This is a genomic window from Pseudomonas sp. GM30 (assembly GCF_000282275.2).
Lineage (GTDB): Bacteria > Pseudomonadota > Gammaproteobacteria > Pseudomonadales > Pseudomonadaceae > Aquipseudomonas.
The window spans coordinates 63,710-81,358 of record NZ_AKJP02000007.1 but is presented as its reverse complement, the minus strand read 5'-3'; the positions used below and the strand labels follow the sequence as shown (position 1 = coordinate 81,358).

General features: G+C 60.2%; 13 protein-coding genes. 5 read left to right on the top strand and 8 right to left on the bottom strand.

The window, feature by feature from the left end; genetic code table 11:
* Positions 1 to 79: 79 nt before the first annotated feature.
* Positions 80 to 1,204 carry a GNAT family N-acetyltransferase gene (locus tag PMI25_RS05815; RefSeq protein ID WP_007966004.1) on the bottom strand — a complete coding sequence of 375 codons (1,125 nt, stop codon included), beginning with the start codon at positions 1,202 to 1,204 and terminating at the stop codon, positions 80 to 82.
* A gap of 278 nt (positions 1,205 to 1,482) precedes the next feature.
* Here PMI25_RS05815 and PMI25_RS05810 point away from each other — a divergent pair, with 278 nt between their 5' ends.
* On the top strand, positions 1,483 to 2,805 hold the full coding sequence (locus tag PMI25_RS05810; protein ID WP_007966005.1) for a putative porin: 1,323 nt from the start codon (positions 1,483 to 1,485) through the stop codon (positions 2,803 to 2,805).
* Positions 2,806 to 2,975: 170 nt separating this feature from the next.
* Here PMI25_RS05810 and PMI25_RS05805 read toward each other — a convergent pair whose 3' ends face one another.
* The 5 genes from PMI25_RS05805 to aceK form a co-directional block, all read right to left on the bottom strand.
* Entirely contained in the window at positions 2,976 to 3,215 is a 240-nt protein-coding gene (locus tag PMI25_RS05805; protein ID WP_007969630.1) for an anti-sigma factor family protein, read from the bottom strand.
* Entirely contained in the window at positions 3,209 to 3,823 is a 615-nt protein-coding gene (locus tag PMI25_RS05800) for an RNA polymerase sigma factor (RefSeq protein WP_007969628.1), read from the bottom strand. The genes PMI25_RS05805 and PMI25_RS05800 overlap by 7 nt, the downstream gene beginning before the upstream one ends.
* Before the next feature lie 191 nt (positions 3,824 to 4,014).
* Positions 4,015 to 5,136 carry a beta-ketoacyl-ACP synthase III gene (locus PMI25_RS05795; protein ID WP_007969627.1) on the bottom strand — a complete coding sequence of 374 codons (1,122 nt, stop codon included), beginning with the start codon at positions 5,134 to 5,136 and terminating at the stop codon, positions 4,015 to 4,017.
* Between the two features lie 325 nt (positions 5,137 to 5,461).
* Positions 5,462 to 9,373 (bottom strand): ATP-dependent RNA helicase HrpA, encoded by a 3,912-nt coding sequence (gene hrpA / locus PMI25_RS05790; RefSeq protein ID WP_007969626.1) that lies wholly within the window; start codon positions 9,371 to 9,373, stop codon positions 5,462 to 5,464.
* 213 nt (positions 9,374 to 9,586) lie between these two features.
* Entirely contained in the window at positions 9,587 to 11,308 is a 1,722-nt protein-coding gene (aceK, locus tag PMI25_RS05785) for a bifunctional isocitrate dehydrogenase kinase/phosphatase (RefSeq protein ID WP_007969625.1), read from the bottom strand.
* Between the two features lie 409 nt (positions 11,309 to 11,717).
* Between aceK and PMI25_RS05780 the strand changes: the two genes are divergently transcribed.
* Both PMI25_RS05780 and PMI25_RS05775 read left to right on the top strand, forming a co-directional pair.
* On the top strand, positions 11,718 to 13,343 hold the full coding sequence (locus PMI25_RS05780; RefSeq protein ID WP_007969623.1) for a methyl-accepting chemotaxis protein: 1,626 nt from the start codon (positions 11,718 to 11,720) through the stop codon (positions 13,341 to 13,343).
* A gap of 85 nt (positions 13,344 to 13,428) precedes the next feature.
* Entirely contained in the window at positions 13,429 to 14,337 is a 909-nt protein-coding gene (locus PMI25_RS05775) for a DMT family transporter (RefSeq protein ID WP_007969622.1), read from the top strand.
* A 145-nt stretch (positions 14,338 to 14,482) separates the two neighbouring features.
* Here the strand turns inward: PMI25_RS05775 and PMI25_RS05770 are convergent, their stop codons facing one another.
* Positions 14,483 to 15,346: a DMT family transporter gene (locus PMI25_RS05770; protein ID WP_007969620.1), complete on the bottom strand. Its 864-nt coding sequence runs from the start codon at positions 15,344 to 15,346 to the stop codon at positions 14,483 to 14,485.
* Between the two features lie 471 nt (positions 15,347 to 15,817).
* Here PMI25_RS05770 and PMI25_RS05765 point away from each other — a divergent pair, with 471 nt between their 5' ends.
* Positions 15,818 to 16,324: a hypothetical protein gene (locus PMI25_RS05765; protein ID WP_443200887.1), complete on the top strand. Its 507-nt coding sequence runs from the start codon at positions 15,818 to 15,820 to the stop codon at positions 16,322 to 16,324.
* A gap of 35 nt (positions 16,325 to 16,359) precedes the next feature.
* Positions 16,360 to 16,518 (top strand): hypothetical protein, encoded by a 159-nt coding sequence (locus PMI25_RS29435; protein WP_177325696.1) that lies wholly within the window; start codon positions 16,360 to 16,362, stop codon positions 16,516 to 16,518.
* A 58-nt stretch (positions 16,519 to 16,576) separates the two neighbouring features.
* On the opposite strand, the gene PMI25_RS05755 is transcribed toward PMI25_RS29435, so the two are convergent.
* Positions 16,577 to 17,515, bottom strand: coding sequence for an aspartyl/asparaginyl beta-hydroxylase domain-containing protein (locus PMI25_RS05755; RefSeq protein ID WP_007969614.1), 939 nt, complete (start codon positions 17,513 to 17,515; stop codon positions 16,577 to 16,579).
* Positions 17,516 to 17,649 lie beyond the last annotated feature (134 nt).

Below are 17,649 nucleotides of genomic sequence, written 5' to 3'. Positions count from 1 at the left end.
CGGGCCGCGATCGGACGATCTTTTGATGTTGTTTTTAAGATCAAAAAATCGCAGCCTGCGGCAGCTCCTACAAGGGGATCTAGGTTTGGCGGTAGGGCAAGGCTGTTCTGGCTTCCTCGGCGTACGCAAGAACGCCGGCACGTTCCTGTTGCAGGAAGTCTTTGACTGCGGCTTTCAGACCGGGATGACGCAGGTAGTGCCACGAGTGGGTGATCACCGGTTCAAAGCCGCGAATAAGCTTGTGCTCGCCCTGAGCACCGGCATCAAAGCGCTGGTAACCGTGGGCAATCGCATAGTCCATGCCCTGATAGAAACAGGTCTCGAAATGCAGCCGGTCAAATTCGGCCAGACAGCCCCAATAACGTCCGTAGAAGCTGTCGCCCCCGACCAGACTGAACGCCATCGCCACCGGCCGTGAACCCTGCCTGGCGAAGACCACCCGAATCGCCTCTGGCATCCGCGCAGCCAGCAGACTGAAAAACTCGCGCGTCAAGTACGGCGCCTGACGCCGCACCGCGTAGGTGTTGGCATAGCAGGCGTAGACAAAATCCCATTGCGACTCGTCCAGTTCGCGCCCCTGCAGCCATTCGAACTCGAAGCCCTGCCCCGCCACCTGTTCGCGCTCCTTGCGCATCTGCTTGCGCTTGCGTGAACTGAGCACGTCGAGAAAATCCTCGAAGTCCCGGTAACCGCGATTCTGCCAGTGATACTGACAGCCGATACGCTGCAACCAACCCGGTTGCTCGGCCATTGCGGCGTCGGTGAACGGATCGGTGAAGTTGATGTGCGCGCTGGAAAGTTCTTCGATTTCCAGATAGCCCGGCAAGCTCTTGAGCAGTTCGAAACCGTCCTCGACCTTTGCCGCCAACAGCCGTGGGCCGCTGACCGGGCTGAACGGCACCGCCGTCAGCAGCTTGGGATAGTAATCGATGCCGGCCCGGGCACAGGCATCGGCCCAACCGTGATCGAACACGTACTCACCGTAGGAATGCCACTTGCGATAACTGGGCAGCGCCGCGATCAGCTGATCATCTTCGACGTGCAGCAGATGCTCGGCTTGCCACCCCGTATGCGGGCCGACGCTGCCACTGTCTTCCAGTGCACTCAAGAACGCATGACGCAGAAACGGCTGGTTCTCGGGCACCAACGCGTCCCATGTCGCCGGGGCGATTTCTGACAGGCTTTGCAGGCGTTGCAACGGCATCCACTGACTCTCCACTTCCGGGCTTCAAAGCCCCGCGAGTATCGCTTATCGCTGCCCTTTGCACACGAGCAATCGGACGACAGCGCTCTAGATCAATAGTTCAGGGCAACTTTGTATCGTCATCGACATGACATCACTTAGCCACTGCTCTGTCATAAACCATCGCGATACTCGCTCCTGTTTTTAGAGCGCCGGGTTCTACCCGGACACTGTTTTCCGACGTGCGCGTCGGTGTGCCCCGGATGGTTCTGCCATCCCTCTCATCTTCGGAGATTGCTATGCGTCTTGCTTCCACGAAAACTGCGGCGGCCCTGTGCGGTGGCCTGTTGCTGGCCATGAGCGTTCCGGCCAGTGCTGCAGTCGACGCCAAACTGCTCGACATGCTCAAGGCCAACGGTTCCATTTCCCAGGCGCAGTACATCGAACTGCAAACTGAACTGGCCAAGGATCAGAAGGCTCAGCAAATCGCGCAGCAGGCGCAGCAAGAGACCAACGAGCAGATCGCGGCGACCGCGAAGAAAACCAATGAGCTGAGCTCCTTCGACCAGAAACTCGCCTGGGCCGCCAAGACCCAGTTCAAGGGTGACGTGCGTATTCGTCAGGAGACCGTCAAGATCGACGGCGAATCCAACAACGGCGGCCGAGACAAGGATCGCCAGCGCATCCGCGCCCGCCTCGGCGCCTACACCGAGATCAACCCGCAAGTCGACACCGGTATCCGTATCGCTACCGGCGGCGGCGACGATGCCCGTTCGACCAACCAGGACATGGACAACTACTTCGACAAGAAGCAGATCTGGCTCGACCTGGGCTACATCGACTACCACCCCGATGCGATCAAGAACCTGCACGTGATCGGCGGCAAGATGCTGCAACCGTGGGTCAGCATGGGCGACGTGATCTGGGACAGCGACATCAACCCGGAAGGTCTGGCCGTCACCTACAAATATCCACTGGGCAGCAGCGCCGAACTGTTCGGCAGCCTGGGTAACTACACCCTCAAAGACAACGTCGACGGCGAAGGCGTGCAATTCCGTCACGACCTGCGTCTGACTGCCGGGCAGTTGGGCAGCCGTTTCGCGATCACCGACAACCTGAAACTGACCCTGGGCGGCAGCGTCTACGCCTACCAGAACGACGAAGACAGCCGCTGCACCGGGACGTCCACACCGTGCGCGCTGTCGGTCAACGGCAACTCGGCGAACAACGAGTTCCGCCTGTACGAAGGTTTCAGCCAGATCGACATCGGCGGTCTGCCAATGCCACTGTCGTTCTACGGTCAATACGTGAAGAACAACGACGCCGTGACCGACGCCGATACCGCGTGGCTGGTCGGCGCCAAGTCGAAAGTCTTCGGTCTGAATCTGGACTACAACTATCGCGACGTACAGCGTGACGCCGTGGTCGGCGCGTTTACCGACTCCGACTTCGCCAACGGCACCACCGGTTCCCGTGGGCACAAGTTCAAGGTCGGTTACGACATCGACAAGAACTTCGCCATCGGCGCCACGTACTTCCTGACCAAGGCCGACTTCTCCAGCCGCACCCAGCGCGACGCAGACACCAACACCCTGCAACTGGATGCGGAAGCCAAGTTCTAAAACGCGTCACCCTATAGCCTGACGCGGGCGGGACGATCCCCATCATCCGTTCGTGTCGTCCGCGCCGGGCTAGTTCTGCAGTAAGCAAAAAAAACCTGTAGGAGCTGCCGCAGGCTGCGATCTTTTGATCTTCAAAAACAAGATCAAAAGATCGCAGCCTGCGGCAGCTCCTACAGGAGATTATCCTTGCGGCGTTGCTCGGCCAGACGCTCGGCCAGCGCATCCACACCCTCTTGCGGCTTCTCCGGCATCGCCTTCAACGTGGACTGCATCAAACGCATCTGACGAATGAACCGCCGACAGTTCGGGCAGAACATCAGGTGATGGCGCACCAGCAGTTTCTCGCGAAAGCTCAACTGGCCATCGAGATAATCGCTGGAGCGTGCCACTTGTTCCTTGCAGGTCAGCATTCGCCGGTCTCCTCAAAATGCTCCACCGTGGCGAAGACTTTCAGCCGCGCCCGATGCAGCAGCACACGTACATTGGAGAGCGAGATCTCCAGAAGATTACAGATCTCTTCCAGCTCCAGGCCCTGACGCTCGCGTAGCAGCAACACGCTGCTTTGCAGTTCCGACAGGCTGAGCAAGGTGTGCTCCAGGCAGTCACGCAACTCGCTTTCGGTGAGCAAGGCTTCCGGGGTGTCCTGATGCCAGGCGAATGGCGCCACCAGCCAATGGCCGTCACCGGGAGAGAAGCGATCGTCGTCGATGGTGCCGTGGGGAGACGGCAGATCATCCATCAACACTTCGCGGCGGTTTTGTTTGTAGCGGCTCTTGGCCGAGTTGGCGGTGATGGTCAGCAGCCAGGTCTTGAGACTGGAACGGCCCTCGAAGCTGCCGATATGGCGCACCACAGAGAGCCACGCGTCCTGCACCACTTCTTCGACATGGCGCTGGCCGACAATCGCATAAGCCACCGCGCGCATCGCGCTCTGGTAGGTGCTGACCAGTTCCTTGAAAGCCTTTTGCTCACCGGCGAGCAGACGTTCGAGCAGTTGGGTGTCGTCCATTGCGGCCATGCACGCCTCGTTTGCAAATACCGATTAACGTTAACGCACTCGACCCTGTGGCGAGCGAGCTTGCTCGCGCTCGGCTGCGCAGCAGACGCAAAACCGGCGATTGCGGTTCTTCAGCAAGACCGCAATCGCCGGTTTTGGGAGCGCTACGCACTCCAGCGGGAGCAAGCTCCCTCGCCACAAGGGCGGGTGCCTCAGCGTTTGCGCAGGATCACGCTACCGATCGAGTAACCGGCGCCGAACGAGCTCAATACCGCCAGCGAACCGCTGGCCAGATCGTCCTGATATTTGTGGAAGGCAATCACCGACCCGGCAGAGCTGGTGTTGGCGTAGGTGTCGAGAATCACCGGCGCTTCTTCTTCAGTGGCTTCACGGCCCAGCAGCTTGCGCACGATCAGGTGGTTCATGCTCAGGTTGGCCTGGTGCAGCCAGAAGCGCTTGACGTCGCCGACGTTGAGTTTGTTCTCTTCCAGGTGCTCACCGATCAGCTCGGCGACCATCGGGCAGACGTCCTTGAACACCTTGCGACCTTCCTGCACGAACAGCTTGTCGCGGGCGCCGATGCCCTCTTCCGCGGCGCGGTTGAGGAAGCCGAAGTTGTTGCGGATGTTGTTGGAGAACTTGGTCAGCAGTTTGGTGCTGACCACGTCGAACTGGTACTTGGACGTCGCCAGGTCAGCGCGTTCGATGATCACTGCCGTTGCGGCGTCACCGAAGATGAAGTGGCTGTCGCGGTCACGGAAGTTCAGGTGCCCGGTGCAGACTTCCGGGTTGACCATCAGGATCGCCCGGGCCTGGCCCAGTTGCACGCTGTTGGCCGCGGCCTGAATGCCGAAGGTCGCCGAGGAGCAGGCGACGTTCATGTCGAAACCGAAACCCTGAATGCCCAGTGCTTCCTGGACTTCGATGGCGATGGCCGGGTAGGCGCGTTGCAGATTGGAGCAGGCAACGATCACGCCGTCGATGTCGGCGGCGGTCTTGCCGGCACGTTGCAGCGCCTGTTCAGCGGCGCCGATGGCCATCTGGCACAGCACCGACCATTCGTCGTTGGAACGCTCCGGCAGGCGCGGGGCCATGCGCGCAGGATCAAGGATGCCGTCCTTGTCCATGACAAAGCGGCTCTTGATGCCCGAGGCTTTTTCGATGAATGCAGCACTGGACTCGGTCAGCGCCTGGACTTCACCGCTGGCGATGGCGTCGGCGTTGTCGGCGTTGAACTGCGCGACGTAGGTATTGAAAGACTGCACCAGCTCTTCGTTGGAGATGCTGTTGGCCGGGGTGTATAGGCCGGTGCCGCTGATGACGACGTTATGCATGGTCGTTTCTCTAATCTGTTCAGGCAGAAAGCGCTGGCACCGACGTACCAACACACAAAGGGTCTGTTCCCGTCCGGGGACGCTGACCTGGCATCTTTTAGTCCGATCCGCGAACTCGCCAAAGGCTCTGGGTCGCGAAAACGGCATTTATGGTCGCGAAGTTTGCCATAAACCCAAGGTTTTGGCGCCTTTCTCAAGCACAACCCAGATCCAATGTGGGAGCGAGCCTGCTCGCGAAGGCAGTGTGTCAGTCACGAGAATGGTGTCTGATATACCGCTTTCGCGAGCAGGCTCGCTCCCACACGGGATCGTGTACGACTCAAGATCAGGCCTCGACCTGACTCCATTGCTTGCTCAGCCGTTTGTCCGAGATCGGCGCTTTCGTCCCCAACTGCTGGGCGAACAGCGACACGCGGTATTCCTCCAGCCACCAACGGTACAGTTCAAGCTGCGGATCGCGTTTGCCTTCCTGGGCATGTTTCGCCGCGCGTGTCTGGTATTGCGCCCAGAGGCCGGCCAGTTCACCGCTCCAGACGCGATCCTTCTGCACTTGCGCACCGAGTTTCTCGAAACGCTGCTCGACCGCCTTCAGATAACGCGGCAACTCTTTGAGCCATTGCATCGGTGTTTCCCGGACGAAACCCGGATACACCAGATTGCTGATTTGCTGCTTGATGTCATTCAGCGCCACAGCCTGCGCCAGATCGATCTTGCCCTTGAAGCGTTTTTGCAGGCCGTGCCACAGCTTGAGGATCTCCAGCGTCAGCCTTGCCACGCGCTCGGCGTGTTCGGTCCAACTGCCGCGTTTGCGTTCGGCCAATGCCGCCAGCCCGGCGCCGTCACGGGGTAACGGGTCTTCACCTTCAAGGATGCAACTGTCGAGGCTGGCCAGCAGAATGTCTTCGACCAGCGCATCCACTCGGCCCAGCTCGCGATACAGCAGGCCCAACTCGGTGATGCCCGGCAGCTTGCTGCGCAGGAACTTCGCCGGCTCGGCCAGTTGCTGCAGCAGCAGGCGCTGCAAGGCGCGGCGATGCTGGAATTCGGCTTCAGCCGGGGTCGAGAACCGCCCTTCCTTGACCGTGCCGCCCTCCTCCACCAGCGCCGGATAGACCGTCATCGACAGGCCGGCGATCTTCTGCTGGGTCTTTTCCGCCACCGGGGCGAAGACCTTGGCCTCCACCGGTTGCTGACTTTTCGCACTCTGCGGCACGGCCAATGCCGCTTGGCTGGCTTCGGCAAAACGCGCGGTCAGCTCCGCCAGATCGCGGCCCTCGCCGAGGAACTTGCCCTGGCCGTCGACAATTTCCAGGTTCATCCGCAGATGGCTTTCGACCTGCTGCGCCGCTTCCGCCCATGCTTCATCGCTGACGCGCGCACCGGTCATGCGCAGCAACTCGCGACCGAGCGCTTGCGGCAATGAGCCTTCAGCGAAGGTCATGCGCTGCAACGCCGCCTTGATGAAATCCGGCACCGGCACGAAGTTCTTGCGCAAGGCTTTCGGCAGATTGCGCACCAGCGCAATGCACTTGGCCTCGATCAGCCCCGGCACCAGCCATTCCAGGCGTTCCGGCGGCAGCATCGGCAGCAGCGGCGCGGGCACGCGCAGGGTCACGCCGTCGCGCGGGTGATTGGGTTCGAAGTGGTAACTGAGGGCCAGCTCCAGATCGCCGATGTGCAACGTGTCCGGGTAATCCCGGGCGGTGACTTCACTGGCCTCGCGGGCCAGCACGTCTTCTTCGCGCATGATCAGCAGTTGCGGGTCTTTCTGACTGTTGACCCGATACCAGCTGTCGAACGTCGCGGTCTGATGAATCTCCGCCGGCAAGCGCGCATCGTAGAACGCGTACAAGGTTTCTTCGTCAGCGAGAATGTCACGGCGCCGGGCCTTGGCCTCCAGTTCGTCGAGCTGTTCGAGCAACTGCTTGTTGGCGGTCAGGCACTTGGCTTTCGACTGAATCTCGCCACGCACCAGACCTTCGCGGATAAACAGCTCACGCGCGACCACCGGATCCACCGGGCCGTAATGCACCGGGCGGCGACCGACCACGATCAACCCGAACAGTGTGATCTGCTCGTAGGCCACGACCTGGCCGCGCTTCTTCTCCCAGTGCGGTTCGAAATGGTTTTTCTTGATCAGGTGCCCGGCCAGCGGCTCGATCCAGTCGGCGTCGATCTTGGCGACCATCCGCGCGTAAAGCTTGGTGGTTTCCACCAGTTCGGCGGTCATCAGCCACTGCGGGCGTTTCTTGCCGATACCCGACGACGGATGAATCCAGAAGCGCCGCTGACGGGCGCCGAGGTAATCGCCGTCTTCGGTTTTCTGGCCGATCTGGCTGAGCAGGCCGACCAATACTGCTTTGTGCAGTTTCGGGTAATCCGCCGGTTCTTTATTGAGGCTCAGCTGCATGTCGCGGCAGATCAGACTCAACTGACGATGGGAATCACGCCACTCGCGCAGACGCAGGTAGTTGAGGAAATTCTTCCGGCACCAGTTGCGCAGCGGGCTGGCGGTCAGCGCCTGGCGCTGTTCTTCAAAACCGCGCCACAGATTGACCAGCCCGGCGAAGTCCGAATCGCTGTCTTTCCATTGTGCGTGGGCCTGATCGGCTGCTTGCTGACGCTCCGGCGGACGCTCGCGCGGGTCCTGAATCGACATGGCGCTGGCGACGATCAGTACTTCCTGCAGGCTGCCGAGTTTCGCCGCTTCCAGCAGCATGCGGCCCATCCGCGGATCCACCGGCAGCCGCGCCAGTTGGCGCCCGAGCGGGGTCAACTGACTGTTGCGATCCACCGCCGAGAGTTCTTGCAGCAGGTTGAAACCGTCGCTGATCGCCTTGCCGTCCGGCGGCTCGATGAACGGGAACGCGGTGATTTCGCCGAGGCGCAGATGCAGCATCTGCAAGATCACGGCGGCAAGGTTGGTGCGCAGAATTTCCGGATCGGTGAATTCCGGGCGACCGAGAAAATCCTCTTCGCTATACAAGCGTACGCAAATCCCCGGCTCGACCCGGCCGCAACGACCTTTACGCTGATTGGCGCTGGCCTGGGAAATCGCTTCGATCGGCAGCCGCTGGACCTTGGCGCGATAGCTGTAGCGACTGATGCGCGCGGTGCCACTGTCGATCACATAACGGATGCCCGGCACGGTCAGCGAGGTCTCGGCGACGTTGGTCGCCAGCACCACGCGGCGTCCCGGGTGCGACTGGAAAATCCGCTGCTGTTCGGCCGGCGACAGGCGCGCGTACAGCGGCAGGATTTCGGTGTGCTTGAGCTGGGCCTTGCGCAGCATGTCGGCGGCGTCGCGAATCTCGCGCTCGCCGGGCAGGAACACCAGCACATCGCCGGGGCTGCGGCGTTCGCTGCGCTCGTAGGCGGCGATTTCGTCGAGAGTGGCGAGGATCGCCTGATCCACGGTCAGGTCGTCCTCGACGCGGTTGCCCTCTTCGTCCTGCTCCAGGGTCAGCGGGCGATACCAGGTGTCTACCGGGAAGGTGCGCCCGGAGACCTCGACAATCGGCGCATCATCGAAATGCTTGGAGAAGCGCTCCAGATCGATGGTCGCCGAGGTGATGATGACTTTCAGATCGGGGCGACGCGGCAGCAGGGTTTTCAGGTAACCGAGCAGGAAGTCGATGTTGAGGCTGCGTTCGTGGGCTTCGTCGACGATGATCGTGTCGTAGCGCTCGAGGTAGCGGTCGTTCTGGGTTTCCGCCAGCAGGATGCCGTCGGTCATCAGTTTGATCAGGGTGTTGGAATCGCTCTGATCTTCGAAGCGCACCTGATAGCCGACCAGCGAGCCGAGCGGTGTACCGAGTTCTTCGGCCACCCGGCTGGCGACACTGCGCGCAGCGATTCGGCGTGGCTGGGTGTGACCGATCAAACCATGCTGGCCGCGACCGATTTCCAGGCAGATTTTCGGCAACTGGGTGGTTTTACCCGAGCCGGTTTCGCCAGCGATGATCAGCACCTGATGTTTTTCCAGCGCTACCTTGATTTCATCGCGCTTGGCGGCGATCGGCAGGCTGTCGTCGTAACGAATCACCGGCAGGCTGGCACGGCGCGCCAGCACCTGATCGCAGGACGCCTGCATGCGCGCCACCCACTGGGCCAGTTTGGCCTCGTCGGGTTTCTTGCGCAGCTCAAGCAACTGCCGCCGCAGCCGGTGACGGTCGGCGAGCATGGCGTGATCGAGGTTTTTCAGCAGTTTGTCGATGGAGGGCGATTCGTCGGTCATCGGGTACGCAATTCGGTCGTCTGTTTATGCAGGGGGGCGATTGTCGCAGATTTGCCTCCTACTGTGGCGAGGGAGCTTGCTCCCGCTCGGTTGCGCAGCAATCGTAATCCGGTTGTCGGGAGGTCACTGACAGGACGCGGCGGATGGTTTCGGGGCCGCTTCGCAGCCCAGCGGGAGCAAGCTCCCTCGCCACAAATTCGTCATGCTCCGGGATTATTCGTTATCGAGGCCCTTGCGGCGGTAGGGGAAGACGTCGATGACTTTGCCGGCGCGGATCGCCTCCTGCAGGCCCTTCCAGTAATCGGCGTTGTACAGCTCGCCATGCAGTTGATCGAACAGCTTGCGCTGCCCGGCATCGGCGAACAGAAACGGCGGGAATTCCTCCGGGAATACATCCAGCGGCCCGATCGAGTACCACGGTTCGGAAGCCATTTCGTCCTCGGGGGTACGCGGCGCGGGGATGTGGCGGAAGTTGGCTTCGGTCAGGAAGCAGATCTCGTCGTAGTCGTAGAACACCACCCGACCATGACGGGTGACGCCGAAGTTCTTCAGCAACATGTCACCGGGAAAGATGTTGGCCGCCGCCAGTTGCTTGATCGCCAGCCCGTAATCTTCCAGCGCTTCGCGCACCTGAGCTTCGTTGGCGTTGTCCAGATAGAGGTTGAGCGGGGTCATGCGGCGCTCGGTCCAGCAGTGGCGGATCAGCACCGTGTCGCCTTCGACCGAGACCGTCGATGGCGCGACTTCCAGCAGTTCCTCCAGGCACGCCGGATCGAACTTGCTCAGGGGAAAGCGGAAATCGGCGAACTCCTGGGTATCGGCCATGCGCCCGACCCGGTCGACGCTTTTCACTAGCCGGTACTTTTCGATGACCGTTGCGCGGTCGACGTTTTTCGACGGCGAGAAACGGTCCTTGATGATCTTGAACACGGTATTGAAGCCCGGCAGGGTAAACACACTCATGACCATGCCGCGCACGCCGGGGGCCATGATGAACTGGTCGTCGGTGTTGGCCAGATGATTGATCAATGCCCGGTAAAACTCGGATTTTCCGTGCTTGTAGAAACCGATCGAGGTGTACAACTCGGCGATGTGTTTGCCCGGCAGGATGCGCCGCAGGAAGCCGATGAACTCCGCCGGCACCGGCACATCGACCATGAAATAGGAACGGGTGAAGGAGAAGATGATCGACACATCGGCTTCGTCGGTGATCAACGCGTCGATCTGAATCCCGCGGCCCTCGCGGTGCAGCAACGGAATCACCAGCGGCCACTGCTCGTCGCGGGTGTAGATGCGCCCGACCAGATAGGCGCCCTTGTTGCGGTACAACACCGAGGAAAACAGCTCGACGCTTAGCTCCGGATCCTTGCACACCCAGTCCGGCAGGTTCTCGCGCAGTTGCGACTCGAGGCGCTGCAGGTCGCCGGGCAGATCGGCGTAATCCTCGCTGAAGCGATAGTCAGCAAAGATGCTGGCGAGCATCGACGACAGTTGCCCTTGCGGCTTGTAGGTGCGGGTTTGCGCAGCCCGGGCGCGGCGCAGGCTCGGCCGCGTGGTGTGGATGAACATGCAACCGTCGCTGATCAGGTCGTGGCTGAACAGCCCGCAGAAGATCGAGTTGTACCAGGTCTCGGACAGCTCATCGTCGAAGCGCAAGTCGATCACGCTGATGTAGGCGCTTTTGACCAACGGCCAGCAACTGACATTCATCAGCGTCTCATCGTCGAAATGCTCGCGCAGGCGGGCGATGGTTTCGCCGACCTTTTCTTCGTAGAGATTGATCCGCGCCGCCGACGCGGTCTGCGTCTCCTGCCAGCGCGCCTGCTCGAAGCGCTCGCGCGCACCGTCGGTAATGCGCCGGAAATGCTCGCGGTAATCGTCAAAGCCATCGAGGATCATGCGGGCGATGTCGGTGGCTGGCCATTGCTGCGGCATAGATGAGACCTCGGCGTGCAAGTGGAAATCTGTGCCTGAGCTTAGCCACGGATGCACGCGCAGGAGAAGTGCAATTTCTGCCAAAAGCGCGGCAGGGTTGTACAGCGACACAGTTTTTAGCAAAGTTTTTTGAGTCGACCGTTCGGTCAGTTAATCGCCCGCTCAGTCTCACCTGCCGTCCCACGCCAGCCCGCGAATTCTCTGGGATTCGGATCCAATCACTGCCCCACCGCTCTGGCTCGCGGTTTTACCGCTGAGTTCCTGCCTGTCGATGGAAGACATGAACTGCTCACAGATTGGTCTTACCAAAATAGTGGCACTTTGATATACAGCCCGCCAGCACCCGCCTCACAACAAGATCCTCGGCCCACGAGGACGACCTCCCCCCAATAGATCAAGGAGCACATTGATGTCTATCCGCAATCTGCGCATCGGTTTGCGCGCCAGTTTAAGTTTTGCCGTATTGGCCGGCCTGCTGGTGGTGGTCGGCCTGTTCGGCCTGGGCCAGATGAAAAACCTGCGTGAGAGCGCAACGGTGATCGAGGAATCGTGGATGCCCAGTATCGAGAGCATTCACGATGCGGCGGCGAACATCGCCAACATACGCCTCGAATCCCTGCGCCTGATCACCAGCACCCAGCCGGCGGTACGCGACACAAGCAAAGGCATCATCAAGGTGCAGCGCGAAGAATTGTCGAAGCGCCTGAAGGATCATACCGCTCTGCTGGCCAGCGATGCGGAACGGGCGATGCTCGACGGTTTGAATAGCGACGTCGCCAAGTACATGAGCATCCTGGACCAGATCATCGCTCAGATCGACGCCGGGCAAAGTGAACAGGCCTATGCCCGCTTGAACAATGAACTGGCGCCACAGGGCCGGACCCTCGACAAGACGCTGGAGCAGATGATCAGCTTCAACCAGCAAGGCGCCGACAGCGCCGCCGAAGCTGCTGCCGGGGTTTATCAGCAGGCGCTGTGGATTGTCGCGACGATCATCGTGGTCGCCCTGATCGCTACCCTGCTGCTGGCCTGGCTGCTGACCCGCAGCATCACCGCACCGATCAATCAGGCCCTGTCCGTCGCGCAAAAAATTGCCGCCGGCGACCTCAGCGGCCAGATTGCCGATCACGGTCGCGATGAGGCAGCGCAGTTGCTCAGCGCCCTCGCCGGGATGCAAAACAACCTGCGCTCAACCATCCGGGGCATCAGCGAATCGGCGCAGCAACTGGCCTCCGCCGCCGAAGAAATGAGCTCGGTGATGGAGCAAAGCACCCGTGGCCTGCAGCAGCAGAACGATCAGATCGAACAGGCCGCCACCGCCGTCACCGAGATGAGCACGGCGGTGGATGAAGTTGCGGCCAATGCGGTGTCCAGCGCCGAGGCCTCCGAGGCCTCGAACGAGGACAGCAAGCACGGCCATGTGCAGGTCAGCGAAACCATCAGCTCGATTCAGGAACTGGTCGGTGCGGTACTCGACGCCTCGGAACAGGCCGAGGGCCTCGCCACTCAAGCCCAGGACATCAGCAAAGTGCTAGAGGTGATTCGCGGCATCGCCGGGCAAACCAACCTGCTGGCGCTCAACGCCGCCATCGAAGCGGCGCGAGCCGGTGAGGCCGGACGCGGCTTTGCGGTGGTCGCCGATGAAGTGCGCTCGCTGGCGCTACGTACGCAGAACTCCACCGAAGAAATCGAGCTGATGATCAGCAGCATCCAGCAAGGCACCGGCGCCACCGTCGGCGCCTTGCAAAGCAGTGCCGAGCAGGCCAGCCACACGTTGCGCCGGGCGAACAGTGCCGGTCAGGCACTGGAGAAAATCACCGCGTCGATCTCGCAGATCAACCAGCGCAACCTGGTGATCGCCAGCGCGGCCGAGCAGCAAGCGCTGGTGGCGCGCGAGGTTGATCAGAATCTGGTGACCATCCGCGATCTCTCGACCCAGACTGCCGCCGGCGCTACCCAAACGTCCGCTGCCAGTCAGGAACTGTCGCGCCTGGCGATCGACCTCAACGGCCTGGTGACGCGCTTCGTGCTCTGAATGAAAAATTAAATGCCCGATTGACGGTTGCCATCGACGGGGCGCTCGGCAACACTCTCGTCCCGATCAAGGAAGGAGTGCCATCGTGAGCGCTGTCGATATTTTCCGCATGCTGTCGCTGGCAGCCATCTGGGGCGCGAGCTTCCTGTTCATGCGCATTATTGCGCCAGTGATCGGCACCATTCCGACCGCGTTCTTCCGGGTGTCGATTGCTGCCGCCGGTCTGCTGGTGATTCTCGGGCTGATGCGCATCAGCTGGGATTTCAAGGGCAAGCTGAAAACCGTGATGCTGCTGGGGGTGATCAACTCGGGGATCCCGGCAACGCTGTATTCGGTGGCGGCGCAGGTGCTGCCGGCCGGTTACTCGGCGATCTTCAACGCCACCACACCGTTGATGGGCGTATTGATTGGCGGGCTGTTTTTCAGCGAAAAACTCACTGTCGCGAAGCTGACGGGTGTGTTTCTCGGCCTGTTCGGTGTCGGCGTGCTGACGCGCGCAGGTCCCGTGGCTTTCGATCTGCAATTGCTGATGGGCGCCCTCGCCTGCCTGCTCGCCACCACTTGCTACGGTTTCGCCGGATTCCTCACCCGTCGCTGGCTGGACCATAGCGGCGGGCTCGACAGTCGCCTTTCGGCGGTGGGCAGCATGCTCGGCGCCTCGCTGTTTCTGTTGCCGCTGTTCGGCTACAGCGTGATCACCGCGCCACCGGCAAGCTGGGGCGGGTGGAATGTCTGGCTGTCGCTGCTGGGCCTGGGTCTGGGTTGCACGGCGTTTGCCTACATCATCTATTTCCGCCTGCTCAGCTCCATCGGCCCGGTCAAATCGATGACCGTGACCTTCATGATTCCGGCGTTCGGCGTGTTGTGGGGCGCGTTGCTGCTGGATGAGCCATTGTCGATGGCGCACCTGTATGGCGGAGTGTTGATTGCGCTGGCGTTGTGGCTGGTGTTGAAGCCGGCGGTGGTGAAGCCTGCTGCCGCAACAGTCCGCTGATTTTGCTGCGTTAACAAGTCAGTCTTCGCGGGCAAGCCCGCTCCCACAGTGATTGATGTCGTCCATATCATGGTGTTCAACACAAAACCCTGTGGGAGCGGGTTTGCCCGCAATGGCGGCCGAACAGCCGCCATCGGTTTACAGATCAGCTGGATTTACGGAACACAAACGCCAGCCCAACAATGATCAACAGCATCCCCAGCACACTTAACGCCGCCAGACGATTGCCGAAAATCAGGTAATCCATTACCGCCGTCACCGCCGGCACCAGATAGAACAGACTGGTGACATTCACCAGATTGCCCCGGGCGATCAGGCGATAGAGCAACAGTGTCGCCAGTACCGACACCACCAGCCCCATCCACAACACCGGCACGATGAAACCCGTGCTCTGTTCAAAGTGGAACGGCTGAAACGGCACGAACATCGCGCACAACAACAGCCCGGCCAGGTACTGCACCGGCAATGTGCCGAGGGGATTGTCGGTGATGCGCTTCTGCATGATCGAGCCCACCGTCATGCTCGCCAGCGCCAATAGACCGAACAGCATGCCCGCCCAGGACATCCCCGCCAGTCCGATCCCCTGATAAACCACCATGATCAGCCCGGCCAGCCCCAGAGCCAGACCGAACATCCGGCTCGCCGAGCGCTGGCGCTCCATCAACACCACAGTGAGGATCGGCTGTACGCCCATGATGGTCGCCATCACCCCCGGCGTGACTTTGGTGTTGAGGGCCAGCAGATAGAAAATCTGATACGCCCCCAACAACACCACGCCCGTTGCAATCGCAAACAGCATCGGCCGACCGCCCTTGGGCAGCTTCAACTTGAGCAGCGGCACCAACAACAGCAGCCCGCACAGGGCGATCACAAAGCGAATCAGCAGAAAGGCAAAGGGCGAAGCGTGGGACAACCCCCATTTGGAGAAGATCGCCCCGCTGCTCCACAGCAGAACGAACAGGCTCGTGGACGTCGCCGCGAGCGCGGACTTTTTCGAAAGGACAAACATGAATACCACCTGTAGTCAGGCAAATAGCCAACTCAGCCGTAGCTGAAATTCAGTAGTTGTTCTGGCGGGCGCAGGGGTCAGCAGAGAATGCCGATCAGCCCGAAACGCCAACGCCCGGCGGTGATACGACTGCGCACACCGGCGTGCTACTGACAGGTGGAGGGTAATGACTGATCTGCCCGGGCTGCTGATTCCCGCACGGCACGACGCCAGCGTTGACCGCTGAATCGACTACCGCGCTGATGAGGGATGCAGGCATTGGGACTGATCTTTTTTGAAGGGTTTGAAACGTGAATCAGCTGATTCACGAGCGCCGACTATAACCAGCGCGGGACATGGATTGCAACGATTTGGACAAAGGGCCAGCAGGGACAGCTCGATGGCGGGCGCATAGGCTGATGAGCAACGGATAGGCCCATTGATGGGGAGACAGGGAATGCTCGGGATCACATGCCAAGGGAACGGACATATTTGCGGTATCAGTTGTACAAATCGCAGGCCAGAAAACAGGCAAGCATCGCTAAAGCTCTATTACAGCTTCCAGCAGGGCAAGACTTGTCGAAAGTACGCTTCGAACCCATTGATGCCATAGCACTTAGCGCGTTCGAGCTTTGGGAGAATCCACTTTTTTGCTGGCGAGAGGTTGCCGCATGGAAGTCACGAGAACCCCTGTCCCTGGATATCGCGATCTGGTTTGAAGAACAGCTTTGCGGACTGTGTTTCGTCAATCCAAACAAAAGCCGCCAACGTATTCGAATCGTACGATTAGAAGGGCGACCCGGGGATTCTCACCCGCTGAAAAATCGTATCGGGACCTTGGCGATGATGGTCATCGACGAGTTCGCCCAAATAATCGGTAGCAATTTCATAGAAGTCCAGGAGCCGATGCAAGGAGCAATTCCTGTTTATACAAAGCTCGGCTTCAAATTTGATTTGGAAGGTCGTCTTGTCCTCGCAGTGGAGAGTATCGTATGGTGAAAACAGCTCAAGTAATGATCAATGAGGGAGGGAACATGCGCAAATCAGTCAAGAAATCCCCCACCAGGAAAAGATCAACCAAAGCGGAAGGAACGATTGTCTCCTCCAAGCTATCTGCCAATCAGCAGCGTTTTCTGCAACTACTGATTACAGGCATAGAAGACGAACCCAACGTTCTCGCTGGACGCCGCTGACTCACAGACAATAAAAAACCGCTCACAAGGAGCGGTTTTTTCATTTCAACATCCGGCCTCAACCAAACAGCCAATACCCCAGCAAGGTCAGCACCAACACCGCCAGAATCGGACGCAGGATGCGGTAAGCCTTGGGATTGCGGCGCTTCCACTGTTTGACCACGCCGCTGAACCGGTCGCTGAAGTTCTTGCTCCAGGCGTAGGCCTGGTTGATGCCGCCGACACGTTCGTCATCAAGGTTCTGCGGCGCAGTGGCACGGCCCAGCCAAGCACTGATGGCGCGGTTGATGCGGGTCATCAGACGGTTGCTCAATGGCCGTTCGACGTCGCAGAACAGGATGACGCGAGTCTGTTCGGTTTCGTTCTTGACCCAGTGCACGTAGGTCTCGTCGAACATCACGTCTTCACCGTCGCGCCAGGCGTAAACCTGACCGTCGACGAAGATCCGGCAATCGTCGGAGTTCGGCGTCGACAGGCCCAGGTGATAACGCAGCGAGCCGGCAAACGGGTCACGGTGCGGGTTCAGATGGCTGCCACCGGGCAACAGCGCGAACATGGCGCCCTTGACGTTAGGGATCGCACTGACCAGCGCCACGGTTTTCGGGCACAGGGTTTCGGCCGACGGCAGCGGTTTGTCGTACCACTTGAGGTAGAAACGCTTCCAGCCTTTCTTGAAGAACGAGCCGAAACCGGCGTCATTGTTCTTTTCGGCGGCGCGGATATAGCCCTCGTCGAACAAGTGCATGGCTTCGTCGCGAATGGTTTCCCAGTTATCGCGCAGCACATCCAGTTCCGGAAACTTGCTGCGATCCAGATACGGCTTGGACGGCACACCGGAGAACAGGTACATCAGCGCATTGTACGGAGCGAACAGCGCCGAGTGGTTGACGAACTGACGCAGGACCGGCAGACGCGCCTTGCCGCGCAAATGCACATAGAGGATGCTGCCCACAAACAGCAGCAACACCAACACCTTGGCGGCTAACGAAAAGGTCATCAACGACTCCTTGAATAAAGACAACGCTGCGCAATGCCTAATACCCAGGCTGGCAGCCGGCCATGATAAACACTACCGGCCTCGGGAAAAACCCGTCCAACCCAAGATTCAGTGTTAAGAATTGCGCAACAAAG

Coding starts and splice junctions, on each gene's coding strand:
- PMI25_RS05800 (WP_007969628.1), bottom strand. CDS start 3,823: ATGGCCGCAATGGACGACACCCAACTGCTCGAACGTCTGCTCGCCGGT.
- PMI25_RS05755 (WP_007969614.1), bottom strand. CDS start 17,515: ATGACCTTTTCGTTAGCCGCCAAGGTGTTGGTGTTGCTGCTGTTTGTG.
- PMI25_RS05770 (WP_007969620.1), bottom strand. CDS start 15,346: ATGTTTGTCCTTTCGAAAAAGTCCGCGCTCGCGGCGACGTCCACGAGC.
- aceK (WP_007969625.1), bottom strand. CDS start 11,308: ATGCCGCAGCAATGGCCAGCCACCGACATCGCCCGCATGATCCTCGAT.
- PMI25_RS05795 (WP_007969627.1), bottom strand. CDS start 5,136: ATGCATAACGTCGTCATCAGCGGCACCGGCCTATACACCCCGGCCAAC.
- PMI25_RS29435 (WP_177325696.1), top strand. CDS start 16,360: ATGCGCAAATCAGTCAAGAAATCCCCCACCAGGAAAAGATCAACCAAA.
- PMI25_RS05805 (WP_007969630.1), bottom strand. CDS start 3,215: ATGCTGACCTGCAAGGAACAAGTGGCACGCTCCAGCGATTATCTCGAT.
- PMI25_RS05815 (WP_007966004.1), bottom strand. CDS start 1,204: ATGCCGTTGCAACGCCTGCAAAGCCTGTCAGAAATCGCCCCGGCGACA.
- PMI25_RS05780 (WP_007969623.1), top strand. CDS start 11,718: ATGTCTATCCGCAATCTGCGCATCGGTTTGCGCGCCAGTTTAAGTTTT.
- PMI25_RS05810 (WP_007966005.1), top strand. CDS start 1,483: ATGCGTCTTGCTTCCACGAAAACTGCGGCGGCCCTGTGCGGTGGCCTG.
- hrpA (WP_007969626.1), bottom strand. CDS start 9,373: ATGACCGACGAATCGCCCTCCATCGACAAACTGCTGAAAAACCTCGAT.